The sequence below is a fragment of the Nocardia sp. NPDC049935 genome (assembly GCF_055586645.1).
Map to the genome: position 1 here is coordinate 481,508 of NZ_JBVJHV010000005.1, position 18,470 is coordinate 499,977.

Consider the following 18,470-nt stretch of genomic DNA (forward strand, 5'->3'; position numbering starts at 1 on the left):
GGCGATCTCATCCCGCGCCCGAATAAGGATCGGCGAGCGTGGCCGGCGTCCGGGCGACCTCCAGGACTTCGCGGGGAAAGCGGGAACCGGCAACGTAGTACCTGGCCCGGGTGCGGCCCACCGGTTCCAGAATTTCTCGGCGAGTGAGGTCACGGAGGTCCCGCTGAGCCTGCTGCAGATTCAGGGCTTCGTTCTGCTCGTAGCGACCCCGGCGAACCCGGCCCGACATCGCGACATCGTGCAGGGCACTGACCAAACGCTCGTCCAGCACTTCACCGGCCGCGAAGTCGGCCAGCCGTTCCCAGACCCGCCCCGACCGGATGACACGCGCGTGCACAGTCTGCGCCTGCTGGTGGTATGCGACGAGGCTGAATCGGATCCATTCCGAAACATCCTGATCCGGCCGATAACTGCTACCCCGTCGCTGCAGGACCTGGTAGTACTCCCAGGTGTTGCCGGGTCGGCCGAGCCATGCCTCGACGGAGGAGAACTCGGGCGCGAGCACCCCCTCCCGCGCGATCATCAACGTTTGCAGTGAGCGCGACATTCGTCCGTTTCCATCGGCCCACGGATGGATCGATACGAGATGCAGATGTGCCATAGCGGCGCGGACCAACGGATGCGAGCCGTCATCACAATTCAGCCAGTCCACCAACTCGGCCATGAGCCCGGGCACCGCTTCGGCATCGGGACCTGTGTACGCAGCGATACTGGGATCTCGGGCGTCGGTCACATAGACCGGCCCGTGTCGCCACTGCCCGGCCGGCTTTCGGTGCGAGTGCCGGTGCCCCTGCAGCATCCAGTGCAGGGCATTGAGCAGACCCTTTCCGAAGGCGAAATCCTCGGCATCGTGCAATGTCTGGATGTAGGTCATCATCTGCTCGTAGGCGAGGGTCTCGGCCCGGTTCTCCTCCGAAACGTCCACATCGCGCTCCCCGGCCATCAGGTCCTCCACATCCACAGTGGCGACCCTGAAGCCTTCGATGGAGTTCGACGCTGCCACCGCATCGGCGGTGAGGAACTTCCGCAGTCCACCCGCCCTTCGAGCCGGTACCTTCTGCAGCTGATGGCGCAGACTTTCTCTCATATCATCGACCTCGGACAGCACCCGTTCGTCGTGGCCGGTAAGCGCCGGGACGGAAAACAGCATTCACCCACGATAGGTTGACGTAATCATTACGTCATCGCGCGTTGCCCGGAGCGGTGTTGCATCATTACGCAAACCTGAACTCGAAGCCGGTCACACACCCAGGTCGACCGACTCGGCAACCAGCCGTACCAACGCTCTCGAGATGGCCGGGTTCGCGGCGACTGTATGGCGAGCCCGGATACTGTGGTCCGTGCCATCGGAGTCGGTGACCACCGCTCCGCTCTCACGGGCGATCACCACACCAGCTGCCATATCCCACGGCTTGTTGGACAGGATTACGCAGCCGTCCGTCCGGCCTTCGGCCACCCAGGCCAGGTCGAATGCGGCGGAACCGAACATCCGGATCCGTTCGGCATCCGCAGCGAGACGCCGGGTGAGCGCGAACCGGTCCTGATTCGCGAGGGCCGCGTCGGCCCCGACCGCGTAATCACCGATCGAGACGATCGCCTCGCCGATGTGTCCGGCCCTGCCCACCGCGAGTGGTTTGCCATTTACGTACGCGCCGCCGCCCTCGGCGGCGTAGTACTCCAGCCCGAGGAGGGGAGCGCTGATGACGCCTACCCTCGGCCGCCCGCCGCGAACCAACGCAAGCGAAACAGCACACAGCGGAATGCCGTGAACGAAGTTCGAGGTCCCATCTATGGGGTCGAGGATCCACACCTGATCGTCCTCTGGATCGGCCGGGCTACCCGTACCCGCTTCCTCTCCGAGGAATCCGATCCGGGGCGTAGCCGCGTGGAGCTGTTCCTGGACAGTCCGCTGGATCTCGAGATCCAATTCGGAAACGAAATCGCGATCGTCCTTCGCATACACCGCGCCCGGCATCGCGTTCGACAGCAGTGCCGCCCCCGAAGCCGCCGCATCGCGAGCAACGGCGAGTAGACCGGCAAGCTCGGTCATGCTCGAACCTCCCTTCCTCGCGACCACATACCCTCGAATACACCGGCAAATGTATCGAAGATTCCGGTTTCCTCAGACTTCCGCGCAACGAAGGTGGGCGAATCCAGCCCACGAGTCATCGGCAGGTAGGGCTGCACGACCAAGAGAGACGCGTCGACAATGACGATATTGAATCGAGCGGTTTCGTCATAGGTGCGTATCCGCAGCCTGCCCGGTCCGGCACAGCTCGAATTCTCGTTGATCCGCCGCAAAACCCCGATGTTCAGTGCCGTGAGCCCGGATAAAGCACCCGGCTCTTGTCCTTCCTCCGCTTCACGTCGCGGCGTCTCCTCCCCTTCGGGGTCCAAGAAGAGGCACCTCAATGTGGTACCGGATTCGAGCAGTCGGATGACTTCGCGCTCCGAGTACTGCTGGGACAGCATGTTCAGCGAGATACCGACGATATCGATTGTTTCGGCGCCCTCGAACAGTTGCTGCGGCGATATCTCCCGAGTGAACGCGATCCGGCTCGGGAATACCGATTCGACATCAGCGGTGCGATGCCGTGCCTGTTGCAAATCCGGTTGATCCACGGGTCGGCGCCCGCCCGTCGGGATACTATCGCTCGCCGCGTCCTGCGGGCCGAACAGCTCTTCGACCGGACGCTCCGGGAACATCGCCTGCAAAATGCGGCAGTGATGTGGGTACGGCAGTCCGGTGATCTCCCCTGATAGCCAGCGGTAGAACTGCGCCTTCTTCGGACCGCACCCGACAAGCGTCGAGTCGATCCTCTTCGCGTGCCTGTCGTACTCCCGGTTGAACGCCGAGAGCGTCTGAATATGACGCTGCTGCAGAAGCGCTTTCAGGACAGTAGACATCTCCACACCCCGGGTTCGACGGTCACCCACTCCAGAAGAGACACAGAAGATACCACCGCGCTGCAAGAGAGACATCGGTGGCGACGCGAAGGTCCCCGCCTTCCAGCGATTCTCGATTCCGGCCCCGCCGTCGAGTCGAACTCATTTCCCCGGCGGTGGGTGTCAGCCAATTCAAACGGCCACAGAACCTGCAGGGGAGCTGTCATGAAACCACAGCCGAGGGCGATCGGCTATATCCGGAGGGATCTGCGCGGCAGTGCATCCTCTTTGCCCACCATCGCGGAGAAACAGGGCTATCGGCTCGTTTACACGGTCTTCGCCGACACCGGGCCGTTGATCTCGGGTTTGATCATTGCCCAACACCTACATGAGCACGACGCTGAAGCGGTCGTGGTGCCGGGGTTCGAACATGCAGAGATGATCCGCACTCTGATTACCGATCTCGCCGTCCTCATCACTCCGGTGCAGGTCTACCCATTCGGCTACCGCTGGCCGAACCCGAATTCCGGCAGCGAGGTCCGATGATGTGGGATCTTCCGCTGACTGTCATGGCACTCGGGTTGGTACTTCTCACCGGCTTTCTGGCCAGGCCTGGAAAATGACGAGGGTCCGGTGGGAGCGGCTAACGCACCCGCTCCCACCCCCGCCGCTCCGGTCGCGACCCCAGCTCCCGGTCCCGGCTCCGGTAGACGATGTAGGGCCGGGTGAGATACCCGATCGGCATGGAGAAGACATGCACCAGCCGGGTGAACGGCCAGAACGCGAACAGGAGCCAGGCGGCGATCGCGTGGAGCTGGAAACCGAGGGGGGCGGCCAGGATCAGATCGGTATCGGGGCGGAAGGACAGGATGGAGCGGAACCACGGGGATACCGTCTCCCGGTAGTCGTGCGGATGGTTGTTCGCGTTGTTGACCACGGTGGTGCCGAAACCCAGGAGCAGGGTGCCGATCAGCAGGACGTACATGATCTTGTCGTTTCCGGTGGTCGCGGAGAAGACGGGGCCGACGGTGCGGCGGCGGTAGATCAGGATCGCGGCGCCCGCGAGGGTGGCGACGCCGGCCAGTATCCCGAGGATGGTCGATGCCGCGTGGTAGACGGAATGGTTGATGCCGATGCCCTCGGTCCAGCCCTCGGGGATCAGCAGGCCGACGATATGGCCGAGGATCACCAGCAGGATCCCGTAGTGGAACAGCGGGCTGCCCAGCCGCAGCAGCCGGTTCTCGTAGAGCTGCGAGGAACGGGTGGTCCACCCGAACTTGTCGTAGCGGTAGCGCCAGTAGTGGCCCACCAGGAATACCGCGATGGACGCGTAGGGCAGGGCGACCCACAGCAGGATGTCGAACGCGGTGAGGTCCTCGCCCGCGGCCGCCGACAGCGAGTTCACCGCACCTCCTCGATATCCACGCGAGGCCGGCCCACGACCGGGTCGGGAAGGTCCTGCGCTGGGGTGAAGGGCGCCAGGCCGACCGCCTCCTCCGGTGGGCCTTCGGCGATGAGCCGGGCCACGGCGTCCGATTCCGGGCCCGCCAGGGCGGGCAGGGTCGCGGTGACCGATTCGAGCACGTCCGCCCAGGGCGATCCGGCGTCGAGCAGACCCCGGCGCATCACTTCCAGACCGGCACGATGCTCGGTGAGCAGGCGTAACCCGGTTTCGGCCTGCCCCGAGGCGGCGAACTCGAGCACCACCGACAGATGATCGGGTAGTTCCTCCTCGGAGAGTTTCATCCCGGCGTCGCGGTAGGCCTGTTTGAAACGCAGCAGGGCGACACCGCGTTTGCGGGTATCGCCGTAGGCGAAATAGGTAAGGTACGGGCTGAACTTCTTGTGGTGATCGAAGGTCGCCACATATTCGGCGGCGAGTTCGAATACCGACCGGGTGCGCACATGGCCCAGGAAACGGGTGAGCGGCGCCCCGACCGGCGGCGGCAGGGTCGCCGATACCGCGCCCAGCAGATCCATGGTGCGCCGCAGCGATTCGTCCGGATAGCCGAGTAGCAGCGATTGCACCTGCCAGGCGGCGGCGCGGGTGGCCGGATCGAGGGCCTTCCGCCCGGCCGCCCTCATCGCGGCGGCTCCTCGGCGCCGGTTTCCGGACCGGGCCCCTCCGGCGGGAACAGCCCGTCGGGGACCTTTCCGTCCCAGTTGAGCAGGTTCACCCGGCCGCGCCCGCCGACGCTGGTCGCGGTATCGGCGGTCTGCCGGTTGCGCAGCATCCGGAAGTTCTCCACCGCGATGGGCGAGACCCCGCCCGAACTCTCCCCGAACGGTCCGGATCCGGTCATTCCCGGACCGCCCGCGTAGTCCAGGCTGCATTCGGTGGCGAGCTCTTCCAGTCCGTGCGCCGATTCGGTGTGCGCGGGCGGGATCACATAGCGCTCATCGTATTTGGCCAGCGCGAGCATCCGGAACATATCGTAGATCTGTTCCCCGGTCATTCCGGCGGCCGCCGCGATCGTTTCCTGCGGTTCCCGGCCCAGGTTGATATCGCGCATATAACTGCGCATGGCGGCCAGCCGCCGCAGTACCGCGGTCACCGGGCCGGGATCCCCGGCGGTGAACAGTTGCGCGAGATAGTCCACCGGAATTCGCAGCGCCTCGATCGCGGCGAAGAGGTTGCCGTAATCCTCCGCGTCGTGCCCGGTATCGCGGACGATATCCACCACCGGCGACAGCGGCGGGATGTACCAGACCATGGGCATGGTGCGGTATTCCGGATGCAGCGGCAGCGCCACCTTATAGGTGTTGATCAGCGAATAGATCGGCGAACGGCCCGCCGCCTCCACCCAATCCCACGGGATACCGGCCCGCTCGGCCTCTCGCCGCACCTCCGGATCGGCGGGGTCGAGGAAAACCTCGCGCTGCGCCTCATAGAGGTTCTGTTCATCCGGTGTGGACGCGGCCGCCAGCACCTTGTCGGCGTCGTAGAGGACCAGTCCGATATAGCGCAGCCGGCCCACGCAGGTCTCGGCGCAGACGGTCGGCAATCCGACCTCCACCCGCGGGAAACAGAACGTGCATTTCTCGGCCTTGCCGGTTCGGTGGTTGAAATAGACCTTCTTGTACGGGCAGCCGGAGACGCACATCCGCCAGCCCCGGCAGCGGTCCTGGTCCACCAGCACTATTCCATCCTCACTGCGCTTGTAGATCGCGCCCGAGGGACACGACGCGGCGCAGGACGGATTCAGGCAGTGTTCACAGATACGGGGGAGGTAGAACATGAAGGTCTGCTCGAATTCGAAGCGCACCTTCTCGGCGAGTTTGCCCAGCAGTGGGTCGCGATCGCCGAATTCGGGTGCCCCGCCGAGATCGTCGTCCCAGTTCGCCGACCACTCGATTTTCGTATCCTTGCCGGTGATGAGCGATTTCGGCCGGGCCACCGGAGTATGGCGCTGAGCGGGCGCGGTGGTGAGATTCTCGTAGTCGTAGGTCCAGGGCTCGTAGTAGTCGCTCAGCGCGGGCAGGATCGGGTTACTGAATATCGTGAACAATTTGCGCAGCCGGCCGCCGCCCTTCAGTTCGAGCCGGCCCTTCCGGTTGCGGACCCAGCCGCCGCGCCATTTCTCCTGGTCCTCATAGGTGCGCGGATAGCCCTGGCCGGGCCGGGTCTCCACATTGTTGAACCACACGTATTCGACACCGGACCGGTTCGTCCACGCCTGTTTGCAGGTGACCGAACAGGTATGGCAGCCGATGCATTTGTCGAGGTTCATCACCATCGCCATCTGTGCCATCACACGCATCAGTAGGTCACCTCCTGGCTGCGACGGCGGATCACGGTCACCTCGTCGCGTTGATTACCGGTCGGGCCGAGATAGTTGAACGCGAAACTGAGCTGGGCGTAACCGCCGATCAAGTGGCTGGGTTTGATGAGCAACCGGGTCAGCGAATTGTGGATACCGCCGCGTTTACCGGAGGTCTCGCTGATCGGCACATCGATCAGGCGGTCCTGGGCGTGGTACATGTACACGGTGCCGGCGGGCATCCGGTGCGAGACCACCGCGCGGGCCACCACCACCCCGTTGCGGTTGACCGCCTCCATCCATTCGTTGTCGGCGACCCCGATCGTCGCCGCGTCGCGCGGCGATATCCAGATCGTCGGCCCACCCCGGGACAGGCTCAGCATGAACAGGTTGTCCTGGTATTCGGAGTGGATGGACCATTTGCTGTGCGGGGTGAGATAGCGGACGGTGACCCCGAGTTCGCCGGTGGAGCCGAGCAGCGGCTCACCGAAGAGCGCGGCCATGTTCAGCGGCGGACGGTACACGGGCAGACCCTCGCCCAGTTCGGCCATCCAGTCGTGGTCCAGGTAGAAGTGCTGACGGCCGGTGAGGGTGTGCCAGGGCTTGCGGCGTTCGATATTGATGGTGAACGGCGAATAGCGGCGACCGCCGGTCTCCGATCCCGACCACTCCGGCGAGGTGATCACCGGAACCGGCGCGGCCTGGGTATCGGCGAAGGTGATGCGTTTGCCCTCGTGTTCGGCGGCCAGATCCGCCAGTCGCACACCCGTGCGCTGTTCCAGCTCCCGGAAACCCTCGGTGGCCAGGCGGCCGTTGGTGGTACCCGACAGCGCCAGAACGGCCTCGCAGGCCTGGATCCCGCGCCGCAGCGACGGGCGCCCGTCGGCCGGGCCGCCGCGTTCGGTGCCGTTCTTGTGCCGCAGGTACTCGACTTCGGGGCCGAGATCGAAGGTAACGCCCTTGGTGGTGGCGCCGAGTTTCTCCGCGAGCGGTCCGAGGGCACGCATCTTGGCCGCGACCGCACCGTAATCGCGTTCCACCACCACCAGTTTCGGCATGGTCAGGCCCGGGATCGGTTCGGCGTCGCCGTGTTTCCAGTCGAGCACCCGGCCGTGCGGGGTGGCCAGCTCGTCGGGGGTGTCGTGCAGCAGGGGCACCGCGACCACGTCCTTGCGCACGCCCAGGCGCGGCCCGGCCAGTTCGCTGAACTTCTCGGCGATGGCCTGGAAGGCGTCCCAGTCGCTGCGGGTCTGCCAGGGCGGGGCGATGGCCGGATTGAACGAATGCACGAACGGGTGCATATCGGTGGTGTTCAGGTCGTGTTTCTCGTACCAGGTCGCGGCGGGCAGCACGATATCGGAGAACAGGGTGGTGCTGGTCATCCGGAAATCCAGGGTGAGCAGCAGATCGAGTTTGCCGCGCGGGGCGTCGGGCCGCCACACCACGTCGCGGGGGCGCGCGCCCGCCGGGGTCTGCGCGGCCCGCAGCGACGATTCGGTGCCCAGCAGATGCTCCAGGAAGTACTCGTTGCCCTTGGCCGAGGACCCCAGCAGGTTGGCCCGCCACACACTGAGCACACGGGGGAAGTTCTCCGGGGCGTCGGGATCCTCGCAGGCGAAACGCATCCGGCCCGCGCGCAACTCCGACACCACGTATCCGGCCAGCGATCCGCCCGCGGCCTCGGCGGCCTCGGTGAGGTCGAGCGGGTTGCGGTCGAAGGTCGGATAGGAGGGCATCCAGCCCAGCCGGGCGGCCTGCGCGATGACATCGGCGGTGGTCATACCGGCCAACCGCCCCCCGGTCCGCGCGGCGGAGAGTTTATCGGCGCCGAACCAGTCGTAGCGGAACTGGTCGGAATGCAGGTACCAGTACGCGGTCTGGATCATCTGGCGGGCCGGGCGCGACCAGTCCAGCGCGGAGGCCAGCTGGGTCCATCCGGTGATCGGACGGCATTTCTCCTGGCCCACGTAGTGCGCCCACCCGCCTCCGTTCACGCCCTGGCAGCCGGTGAGGGTGGTCAGGGTGAGGAAGGCCCGGTAAATGGTGTCGGAATGGAACCAGTGGTTGGTACCGGCGCCCATCACGATCATCGAACGCCCGTGGCTGTCCTCGGCATTGGCCGCGAACTCCCGGGCGATCCGCAGCGCGGTCGCCGCCGGCACGCCGGTGATCGACTCCTGCCAGGCGGGAGTGCACGGCTGCGAGGGGTCGTCGTAGTCCAGCGGCCAGATCCCCGGCAGACCGTCGCGCCGCACCCCGTACTGGGCCAGCAGCAGATCGAAAACGGTGGTCACCAGATGTCCGTGCACGCTGCGCACAGGTACGCCGCGCTCGACGGTCACATCGTCGCCGACCGGGTTGTCGAAGCGCGGCAGCACGACGGAGACCACGTCGCCGCCGAGCATCGTCAGCCGGGGCCGCACACCGTCGAGGTCGAGATTCCAGCTGCCCATACCGGTTTCGCCGTACCGATGGCCGAGTGAACCGTTGGGGACCACGGCGGCGCCGTCGGCGTCCAGCAGAACCGTTTTGAAGGCGGCGTTCTCGACGCCGGCGAACTCCTCGATATCGGCGGCGGTCAGGAATTTGCCCGGGACGTACCCCGCTTCGGACTTCTCCATCCGCACCAGGAACGGCAGATCCGTGAACTGGCGGACATAGCTGCCGAAATACGGGACCTCACGTTCGACGAAGAACTCCCGCAGCACCACATGCCCCATCGCCATGGCCAGCGCGCCGTCGGTCCCCGGATGGGGGGCCAGCCATTCGTCGGCGAATTTCACATTGTCGGCGTAGTCCGGCGACACCGCGACGACCTTCTGCCCCCGGTAACGGGCCTCGGCCATCCAGTGCGCGTCGGGGGTGCGGGTCACCGGCAGATTGGAGCCCCACATGATCAGATAGCCGGCGTCCCACCAGTCTCCGGATTCCGGGACGTCGGTCTGGTCGCCGAACACCTGCGGCGAGGCCACCGGCAGATCGGCGTACCAGTCGTAGAACGACAGCATCGCCCCGCCCAGCAGCGAGACGAACCGGGACCCGGAGGCATGCGAGACCATCGACATCGCCGGGATCGGTGAGAAACCCGCGATCCGGTCGGGGCCGTAGCGGGCGATGGTGTGCACATGGGCGGCGGCGATCATCTCGGTCGCCTCGTCCCAGGTGGCGCGGACCAAACCGCCCTTACCGCGCGCCGATTTGTACCGCGCGGCCGATTCCGGATCCTCCACGATCGACGCCCAGGCGCGCACCGGGTCGCCGGTGGCCGCCTTGGCCTCGCGGTACATCCGCAGCAGCACGCCCCGGACGTACGGGTACCGCACCCGGGTGGGCGAATAGGTGTACCAGGAGAAGGCCGCGCCGCGCGGGCACCCGCGCGGTTCGTACTCGGGTTTGTCCGGGCCCACCGACGGATAGTCGGTCTGCTGGGCCTCCCAGGTGATGATCCCGTCCTTGACGTAGATCTTCCACGAGCACGATCCGGTGCAGTTGACTCCGTGCGTGGACCGCACCACCTTGTCGTGACTCCAGCGGTCCCGGTAGAACTCGTCGGCCTGCCGCCCGCCCTGTTCGTACATCGCCCGCCGGTCCGGCGAGATCTCGGCGCGGGTGAAGAACCGGCGGGTACCCACCAGGGCGTCGGTCAGCTCGTCGTCCAGCCGCGGGCCGCCGGAGCCGTGGCGGGCATGCGACATCGGTCCTCCTTCTGCGTTCGGGCTATCGGGTTCGTCTCCGGGCGACCTCGCGGCGTACCACGGTGAGGGTGAACACCAGCGCGGCCAGCGCCACCACGGCCAGCGCCAGCAGACCGGGCCCGTAATCGGCGGTGGTCTCGTAGATCGCGCCCATCACCAGCGGCGGCACGAAACCGCCCAGACCACCGGCGGCGCCGACGAAACCGGTCACCGCGCCGACCTTGCCCGGCGGGGCGATCAACGCGACCAGCGCGAAGGTGGCGCCGCTGCCCGCGCCCAGTGCCGCGGCCATGGCGAGGAAGGCGATGGTGCCGATCGGCATCAGAGCGGGAGTGGCGGACTGCACGACGGCGCCCACCACCACGACGGCCAGGGTCACGGCGAGCACCAGCGGAGCGCCGAAGCGGTCGGCGAGCCACCCGCCGATCGGCCGCATGACCACCGCCAGCAGCACGAATCCGGCCATCCGGTTGGCCGCGTCGGTCTGCGAGAGGTCGTAGGCGGTACGCAGATAGGACGGCAGATACACCGAGAACGCCACGAATCCGCCGAACGCCACCGCGTAGAGCGCCGAGGCCGCCCAGGTCGCCGGTAGCCGCACGGTCTGGGCCAGGCGGGCCGTCATCGATTCGGCGGGCGGGGTGCGACCCGGTGCGTCGCGCAGTAGCAGCCAGGAGACGATCGCGTAGACCGCCAGCGCCGCCGCGCACAGCAGGAACGGTGTCGCGGTATCTCCCGCGTCCACCAGCGGCACGGTGCTCAGCGCGCTGATGGCGGTACCGCCCATACCCATGCCGTAGATACCGATCGCCAGACCCTGCTTCTCCGGCGGGAACCAGGCGCTCACGAACGGCACCCCCACCGCGAAGACCGTGCCGCCCAGCCCCAGGAAGAACCCGCCGATCAGCAGGGCGGCCAGTGCCGAATGGCCGACCAGGCCGAGGAACAGCACCGGGAGCACGGTGATGATCGAGATCACCGGGAACATCAGCCGCCCGCCGTAGCGATCGGTGAGCGCCCCGACCGGAATCCGACCGAGCGAGCCCACGATCACCGGCACCGCGACGACCAGCGACTCCTGGAACGAGTTGAGACCCAGCTCTTCGCGCAGCCGCGGCGCCAGCGGGCTGAGCAGCGCCCACGCCCAGAAGTTCAGCGCGAAACCCACGGTGGCCACGATCAGCATCAGGGTGCGGCCGCCCACCGCGACGCGCTCACCGGTCGCGGCGGTGTTCAGCGGAGTCGAAGCGGCCACCATCACTCCAGGGAGTAGGTCCGGTATGGCGTCGGCGCCCGCCGGAACCCACGACAACCGGTCCGACAGGCGTGCCTTCGGTCTCGCGCGGCCGGACGGTCACACACCGGCCCCCGTGTAGCGATATCACCGGCCCACCGGCGGTCCGAAACCTCATCCGGCCGGTAGCCGTACCGACGTCATTGTGCCCCCACGGTGGTGGAGTGGGCGGCCATCCGGGTTTCCGGGTGTTTCGCGGTCCACGGGTACGACTCCGGTAGCGCGGGGTTCATTAGGCTCGACCGGTGGATATCGACTGGCCCGCTCTGCGCGAACGCTGCCGAATCGAGGAGGACGAGGCGATCCTGGCGCTGAACAAACCCGCCGGGATCTCGGTCACCGGGGAACGGCACGATATCGATATCGTGACCGCCGCCGAAGCCACCGGCGAGACCCTGTACCCCGTGCATCGGATCGACAAGGTCACCTCGGGTTCGGTGCTGCTGGCCAAACAGTTGCCCGCGCACGGCCGGCTCACCCGCCAGTTCACCAAGCAGACGGCGCACAAGACGTATCTGGCCGTCGTCGCGGCCGGCGAGACGCCGTTGCCCGACCACGGCACGATCGACCTGCCGCTGAGCGTGGGGCGTAAGAACCGGGTCCGGATCGCCGCCCCGCGCGAGGCCATCCACCGCACCGGGGACCACTGGTCGGTCGCCGAGTCCGATCTGCTGAACACCAAGAACTACCCCTCGCGCACGGAGTTCGCCGTGGTCGACCGCCACCCCGATCTCACCGTGCTGGCCCTGCACCCGCGCAGCGGCCGCCGCCATCAATTGCGGGTGCACCTGGCCTGGATCGGCCACGAGATCCTGGGCGACCCCCTGTTCGACCGGTCCGGCGCCCACCCGCGCACTTATCTGCACTCCTGGCGGTTGCGGCTCACCGCCGACTGGCGCCCGGACGGCCGCCTGGACCTCGAGGCGCCCCCCGACGACGGCTTCTGGGCGCCCCTGCCCCACCCGCCCCGCACGCTGCCGGACTGATCCGGGCGAGACGGCGGGTGGCCTCGGTCATACCGGCGGCCACCCGCCCGTCCGTCTGCCCTAAGCTGGCACTGTGATCCTGGTGGCTCAGGTCAGCGATACCCATTTCGACCTCGGGACCCGTAACGCCGAACGCGCGCAACGGGTCATGGCCTATCTCGCGGATCTGCGGCGGCGGCCCGATCTGATCCTGGTGACCGGTGACATCACCGATTCGGGTAAACCCGAGCAGTACGCCGAGGCGAGGATGGCACTGCAGGCCGATCTGCCGGTACTGGCCATTCCCGGTAACCACGACGAACGTGCCGCGTTCCGGGAGGTGCTGCTCTCCGCGCCGCCCTCGGACGAACCGTTGAACCAGGTGCACCGGATGGCGGGTCTCAGTGTGATCCTGCTCGATTCCAGCGTGCCCGGGCAGTCGGGCGGGCACCTGACCGACCGGACCTACGACTGGCTCGGCGAAACGCTGGCCGCGACCCCCGGGCACGACGCCGTACTCATCGCCCTGCATCATCCGCCGGTCTTCCTGCACAGCCCGATCGTCGATCCCATCGCCCTGGACGAACCGGAACGGCTGGCGGCGGTGGTCGCCGGTGACCCACGGGTGATCGCGACCGTCACCGGGCACGCGCATACCTCGGGCGCCGGGACCTTCGGCGGCCGGCCGCTGCTGATCGGCCCGAGTACCGCGTCGGTACTGGGCGGCGAATGGGAGCTCGCGCCCCCGGAGCGGGTAATGGACTACGCGCCGGATCCGGCGATCGCGCTGCACGTGATCGATGACGACCACCGCCTCATCACGCATTTCCGGAGTGTGCCGATGGGCGGCTGGATCGCCGACCCCGCTCTGAGCGGCGGTCAATAACGGCCCGCCCGGGTGCGCCGGTAGGCGGCCGGGGTGCCGCCGGTCCAGCGTTTGAACGCGTAGATGAATGTCGACGCCTCCGCGTACCCGAGCCGGATCGCCACATCGCTGACCGAGAGCGGGGTGGCGGTCAGCATCTCCTCCGCCAGGGCCCGGCGCACCTCGTCCAGTAGCGCGCGGTAACTGGTGCCGGCGGCGTCGAGGTGGCGGCGCAGGGTCCGGGTGCTCATATTCAGGTCGGCGGCCACGGCATCGATACCCGGCGGCGCGGTGAGACCGTCGGTACCGCCGCGCGGCACCAGCCGCGCCCGCACCTCGGCGGCGATCCCGGTGCGGGCCCGGCGCCGGTGCACCAGATCGCGGCATTGGGCCAGACAGATGGCGAGCGTGTGCTCGTTGGCCTGTGGAAGCGGCTGATCGAGGATCGCGGGATCGATCGCGACCAGGTTCTCCGGCCGCCCGAATCGCGGGGTCGCCACGGTGACCTCGGCGATGAGGTCGGCGTAGGACGGTTCGGGAAAGGTGAATTCGGCCCGCAGCAGCGCGAGGTGGCGCCCCAGCAGATCGCTCATCACCTGGTGCATGGCGGTGACATCGCGTTCCACCAGGAACTGCCGGACGTCGGCGGGGACGGCCCGGTCGTCGATGCGGCCGATGAACTCGCCCTCCTCCCACTGGGTCACCGGGAGGCAGAAGGTGAAGCTCAGTTCCAGGTAGCGCAGCGCGAAATCGATGGCCTCGGCGAGGGTGGGACTGCTGACGCAGGCGAAACCGAAGATTCCGAAGGTGGTGATGCGGTAGCGGCGGCCGATCTCGATACCCATACCGGGCCGGTCGAGTTCGTGCACCAGGTTGCGCACCACGGTGAGTTCGGTATGCGCGTCGATCTGGGTGTCGGGATCGTGCAGGCGGGGCTCGGTGAGCTCGGTACCGCGCAGCAGCGCCGCCACCGGGACCCCGTGTTCGGCCCCGTAGCCGGCCATGAGCGCGACGCTGGCGACACCACGCGGGAAATCCCAGTCCCGGATCGACGGACGCTGCACCATGACGTCATTATGGCCGAATATCTCTATCGGACCGCCACCCGGCCGCTACCAGGACAGCTGGGCGCAGCGCCGGGCCGTATCGGTGGTCTCGACCTGCAGCGTGGCGTGCTGGATATGGAAACGCTCGGCCAGCAGATGCTGGCACGCCCGCAGGATCTCGTCGCCGGAATCGGCGCCGGTGGTGGTGATATGCGCGGAGGCCACCTCCATTCCGGAGGTCAGCGTCCAGACATGCAGATCGTGGACATCGCGGACCCCGGGTACCGCCCCCAGCGCGGCCGCGACCTCTTCCACGTCGAGTTCCTCCGGACTGTGCTGGAACAGGATGCGCAGCGACCGCCGGGCCAGCAGATAGGTGCGCGGCAGCACCCAGACGCCGATGGCGACGCCGACGAGCATATCGGCGTAGTACCAGCCGGTGGTCAGGGTGATCGCGGCGGAGAGGAGCACGCCGAAGGAGCCGACCATATCGGCGAGGACCTCGAGATAGGCGCCGCGCACGTTCAGGCTCTCCTCCGCGCCCCGGCGCAGCAGCAGGAACGACACGATATTGGCGAGCAGGCCGATCACACCGGCGACCAGTACCGGCACCCCGGGAACCTCGGGCGGCTCACCGAATCGGCGCACCGCCTCCACCAGCACGTAGCCGGCCACGCCGAACAGCAGCACCGCGTTCGCCAGGGCGGCGATCACTTCGGCCCGGTAGTAGCCGAAGGTGCGGGTGTAGCTGGGCCGGGTATTGCGCGCCAGCACGATCGCCGAGAGCGCCATCCCGATACCGACGACGTCGGTGAGCATATGGGCCGCATCGGATAACAAGGCCAGCGAACCGGTGACCAGCGCGAACGCCAGTTCGATCAGCATGAATCCGGCGCCGATGGCGAGGGCCAGGCCGAGCCGTCCGACGTACTTCCCGGAGGCGCTCTCGGGTGATACCCCATGCGTATGATCATGTCCCACCCGAACAACATATGCGTCCATGCGCATGCTTGCAACACCTTCGATTCGACTCTCTCCGCCGGGCTGGCAGACTTGATTCCGTGAGTGCCCAGCCCGCAACCACCCACCTCGGGGAAACCGGCCGATATCCCGGCGGTCCCCCCGGCTCCGCCGCCACCCTGCGGCCGATCGAACTCGCGAACGGCGCGGTACTCGGCGGCGTCACCGTCGGCTTGGTCACCGTGGGGGCGCTGGTCCCCTTCGCCGCCGCGCTACAGCTGGTCGCGGCCGTCCCGATGGGCCTGCTCGCGCATCGCTACCGGTTCCGCGCGGTCGTCGTCGCCTCCGTTTCGGCGGCCCTGGTCACCTTCGTCGCCGCCGGGCTCACCGCGGCCATGGCGATGGTCGCCACGGCCACCATCGGCGGAATCGTGGGTACGGTCAAACGCCGCGACGGCGGCGTCATCGCGGTCACCGGACTGTCGATCCTCGCCGGTATCGCCTGGAGCGCGGTATCCATCGGGTTCCTGCTGGCCTTCTCCGCGACCCGCGAACTGCTCTTCGACACGGTCCGCAACACCGCGACCGGGTTCGCCGAACTCACCTCCCGCCAGGCGCAACTGGCCCCGCTGGGCCGTGGTGTCCTGGATATCGCGGAGGTGGTGCTGGACTGGTGGTGGGCCTATATCGGCGGGACCGTCCTGTTCGGCACGGTCCTCACGGCACTGGTCTCCTGGTTCGTCCTCGGCTCGGTGCTGGACCGCCTGACCTGGCTGCCGGGCAGCGACCGGCTCGACGCCCCCGCCGACGACCGGCCGATCGAGCCGCTTCCGGTGACCCTGCGGGCCGCCGGATACCGCTACCCGGGCGCGGCCGCCGATGCCCTCACCGGAATCGACCTGCGGGTCGAGGTGGGCGAATTCGTGGCGGTGGTCGGCCACAACGGGTCCGGCAAATCCACCCTCACCCGGCTGCTGGCCGGGCTGCCGCCGACCACCGGCACCGTCGAGCGGCCGGGTTCGGCCGGACTCGGCCACCTGGGCGGGACAGCGCTGGTGCTGCAACGCCCGGAAAGCCAGACCCTGGGTGTGCTGGTGGCCGACGATGTGGTCTGGGGTCTGCCCGCCGGACCGGCGGCGCAGGTCGATATCGACGGCCTGCTGGCCGAGGTCGGGCTCGCGGGGATGGGCGGTAAGGAAACCGCGGCGCTGTCCGGCGGTCAGCAGCAGCGACTGGCGGTCGCGGCGGCCCTGGCCCGCCGCCCGGCCCTGCTCATCGCCGACGAGGCCACCTCGATGATCGACCCCGAGGGCCGCCGCGAACTGGTGGCCCTGCTCGCGCGATTGCCGCGCCGGCACGGCATGGCGGTGGTTCTGGTGACCCATCACGAGGCCGACGCGCATGCCGCCGACCGGGTGATCCACCTGGCGGGCGGCCATACCGTCGGCCATCTGCCGGCCTGGCCGAAACCGGCGGGCGCCCGGCGCCGCAGGCCCATGGGCGACACCCTGCTCGAACTGCGCGGGGTCCGCCACACCTACAACCGCGGCACCCCGTGGGAGGCGGCCGCGCTGCACGGCATCGACCTCACGGTGCGACGCGGGGAAGCGCTGCTCGTGGTCGGCGGTAACGGGTCCGGGAAATCGACGCTGGCCTGGATCATGGCCGGGCTCATCGCACCCAGCTCCGGGTCCTGCGAACTGGCCGGCAAACCGGTCGGCAAACAGATCGGCAGGGTGGAGCTGGCCTTCCAGCATTCCCGGCTGCAACTCCAGCGCCATACCGTCGGCGAGGAGGTGGCCGACTGGGGCGGCGAGGGCACCGGCTCCGGCACGGTCGGCAAAGCTCTGGACGCGGTCGGCCTGGATCGTTCGCTGACCACGCGGTCCATCGAGGAACTGAGCGGCGGCCAGGCCAAACGGGTGGTGCTGGCGGCCATCGTCGCGAGCAGCCCCCAGGTGGTCGTGCTGGACGAACCCCTGGCCGGGCTCGATCCGGAAGGCCGCGCCGATATCGTCGAACTGCTGGCCGGATTACGCGATTCGGGTCTGACGCTGATCGTGATCTCCCACGATGTGGAGGATGTGGCGGCCATCTGTGATCGGACCGTTCATCTGCGGGCCGGGCATATCCCGGAAACCGAGACCGCGCAGGTACCGGTCCCCGATACCGCGCCCCTGCCACCGGCTCCACACCCCCGGCCGGATACGGCCTGGCGACTGCGCGGCGGCGATACCCCCGGGATGGAAGGCGGAGGTCCCCGATGAGCACCGTTCTGCTGCGACAGGTTCCGGTGGCCAGTCCGGTGCACCGGCTGTGGGCGGGCACGAAGATGATCGGGGTCTTCCTGATCAGCCTGCTGCTGATGGTGCTGCCGAGCTGGCCGATCCTCGGCATCATGATCGTGTTCCTGATCGTGATCGGCGCCGTCGCCCGCCTGCCGCTGGGTGTGCTACCGCGGCTGCCCTGGCCGTTCTGGTTGCTGATCGCCCTCGGGGCCCTGCTCGCCGCACCGGTCGGCGGCGCGGCACTCCTGCGTTACGCGCAGGTGGTGACGTTCGGGTTGATCCTCATCGCGGCCTCCATGCTGATCGCCTGGACCACTCCCATGAGCGAGATCGCCCCCGCGCTCGCCACCCTCGGCCGGCCACTGCGCAGACTCCGCGTCCCCGTGGACGAACTCGCGGTGGTGGTGGCGCTGACCCTGCGCGGCCTGCCACTGCTGCTCGAGGAGATCCGGATCCTGCGCGCGGCCCGGCGGCTGCGCCCGAAACCCGATCTGCTGCATCGCACCACCGATCCGGTGATCGATATCCTCACCGCCGCGATGGCCGTATCCACCCGCCGCGCCGGGGAACTGGGTGAGGCGATCACCGCACGCGGCGGCACCGGTCAACTCACCGCGCGCCCGGGCGCCCCCGGCCGCGGAGACGCGATCGCACTGGTCGTGGTGATCGCCGTCTGCGCCGGCGCGCTGACGCTGGAGCTGCTGCTGTAA

The 18,470-nt window shown here is 67.8% G+C and carries 15 protein-coding genes; 5 read left to right on the plus strand and 10 right to left on the minus strand.

From position 1 onward, the window contains the following. Positions 1-7: 7 nt before the first annotated feature. The 3 genes from ACZ6SF_RS21920 to ACZ6SF_RS21930 form a co-directional block, all read right to left on the minus strand. Positions 8-1,150 (minus strand): Fic family protein, encoded by a 1,143-nt coding sequence (locus ACZ6SF_RS21920; protein WP_466064001.1) that lies wholly within the window; start codon positions 1,148-1,150, stop codon positions 8-10. A gap of 90 nt (positions 1,151-1,240) precedes the next feature. Further along, on the minus strand, positions 1,241-2,050 hold the full coding sequence (locus tag ACZ6SF_RS21925; RefSeq protein ID WP_466064002.1) for an inositol monophosphatase family protein: 810 nt from the start codon (positions 2,048-2,050) through the stop codon (positions 1,241-1,243). Then, positions 2,047-2,907, minus strand: a complete 861-nt coding sequence (locus ACZ6SF_RS21930; protein WP_466064003.1) for a DUF5919 domain-containing protein — start codon at positions 2,905-2,907, stop codon at positions 2,047-2,049. Before ACZ6SF_RS21930 ends, ACZ6SF_RS21925 begins: the two co-directional genes overlap by 4 nt. Before the next feature lie 204 nt (positions 2,908-3,111). Between ACZ6SF_RS21930 and ACZ6SF_RS21935 the strand changes: the two genes are divergently transcribed. Beyond that, positions 3,112-3,432: a hypothetical protein gene (locus ACZ6SF_RS21935; protein WP_466064004.1), complete on the plus strand. Its 321-nt coding sequence runs from the start codon at positions 3,112-3,114 to the stop codon at positions 3,430-3,432. Positions 3,433-3,529: 97 nt separating this feature from the next. Here the strand turns inward: ACZ6SF_RS21935 and narI are convergent, their stop codons facing one another. Genes narI through ACZ6SF_RS21960 form a run of 5 tightly spaced genes read right to left on the minus strand, consistent with a single transcriptional unit; the run spans position 3,530 to position 11,597 of the window. Beyond that, complete coding sequence (narI, locus tag ACZ6SF_RS21940) at positions 3,530-4,291, minus strand: respiratory nitrate reductase subunit gamma (RefSeq protein ID WP_466064005.1); 762 nt, start codon at positions 4,289-4,291, stop codon at positions 3,530-3,532. Beyond that, entirely contained in the window at positions 4,288-4,971 is a 684-nt protein-coding gene (gene narJ / locus ACZ6SF_RS21945) for a nitrate reductase molybdenum cofactor assembly chaperone (RefSeq protein WP_466064006.1), read from the minus strand. The genes narI and narJ overlap by 4 nt, the downstream gene beginning before the upstream one ends. Then, the gene (gene narH / locus ACZ6SF_RS21950; protein ID WP_466064007.1) at positions 4,968-6,647 is read right to left on the minus strand and encodes a nitrate reductase subunit beta; all 1,680 of its coding nucleotides are present in this window, start codon (positions 6,645-6,647) and stop codon (positions 4,968-4,970) included. The genes narJ and narH overlap by 4 nt, the downstream gene beginning before the upstream one ends. Continuing rightward, positions 6,647-10,342: a nitrate reductase subunit alpha gene (locus tag ACZ6SF_RS21955; protein WP_466064008.1), complete on the minus strand. Its 3,696-nt coding sequence runs from the start codon at positions 10,340-10,342 to the stop codon at positions 6,647-6,649. Before ACZ6SF_RS21955 ends, narH begins: the two co-directional genes overlap by 1 nt. A gap of 22 nt (positions 10,343-10,364) precedes the next feature. Then, positions 10,365-11,597: an MFS transporter gene (locus tag ACZ6SF_RS21960; protein WP_466064009.1), complete on the minus strand. Its 1,233-nt coding sequence runs from the start codon at positions 11,595-11,597 to the stop codon at positions 10,365-10,367. Positions 11,598-11,881: 284 nt separating this feature from the next. Between ACZ6SF_RS21960 and ACZ6SF_RS21965 the strand changes: the two genes are divergently transcribed. Together ACZ6SF_RS21965 and ACZ6SF_RS21970 are read left to right on the plus strand one after the other, a co-directional pair. Further along, on the plus strand, positions 11,882-12,622 hold the full coding sequence (locus ACZ6SF_RS21965; protein WP_466064010.1) for an RluA family pseudouridine synthase: 741 nt from the start codon (positions 11,882-11,884) through the stop codon (positions 12,620-12,622). A gap of 73 nt (positions 12,623-12,695) precedes the next feature. Beyond that, positions 12,696-13,487: a metallophosphoesterase gene (locus ACZ6SF_RS21970; protein WP_466064011.1), complete on the plus strand. Its 792-nt coding sequence runs from the start codon at positions 12,696-12,698 to the stop codon at positions 13,485-13,487. Here ACZ6SF_RS21970 and ACZ6SF_RS21975 read toward each other — a convergent pair. After that, positions 13,481-14,533: an AraC family transcriptional regulator gene (locus ACZ6SF_RS21975; protein ID WP_466064012.1), complete on the minus strand. Its 1,053-nt coding sequence runs from the start codon at positions 14,531-14,533 to the stop codon at positions 13,481-13,483. The genes ACZ6SF_RS21970 and ACZ6SF_RS21975 overlap by 7 nt on opposite strands. 45 nt (positions 14,534-14,578) lie before the next feature. Beyond that, complete coding sequence (locus ACZ6SF_RS21980) at positions 14,579-15,493, minus strand: cation diffusion facilitator family transporter (RefSeq protein ID WP_466064013.1); 915 nt, start codon at positions 15,491-15,493, stop codon at positions 14,579-14,581. Between the two features lie 158 nt (positions 15,494-15,651). Here ACZ6SF_RS21980 and ACZ6SF_RS21985 point away from each other — a divergent pair, with 158 nt between their 5' ends. Both ACZ6SF_RS21985 and ACZ6SF_RS21990 read left to right on the plus strand, forming a co-directional pair. Further along, complete coding sequence (locus ACZ6SF_RS21985) at positions 15,652-17,739, plus strand: ABC transporter ATP-binding protein (protein ID WP_466064087.1); 2,088 nt, start codon at positions 15,652-15,654, stop codon at positions 17,737-17,739. Continuing rightward, positions 17,736-18,470 (plus strand): CbiQ family ECF transporter T component, encoded by a 735-nt coding sequence (locus tag ACZ6SF_RS21990; RefSeq protein WP_466064014.1) that lies wholly within the window; start codon positions 17,736-17,738, stop codon positions 18,468-18,470. Before ACZ6SF_RS21985 ends, ACZ6SF_RS21990 begins: the two co-directional genes overlap by 4 nt.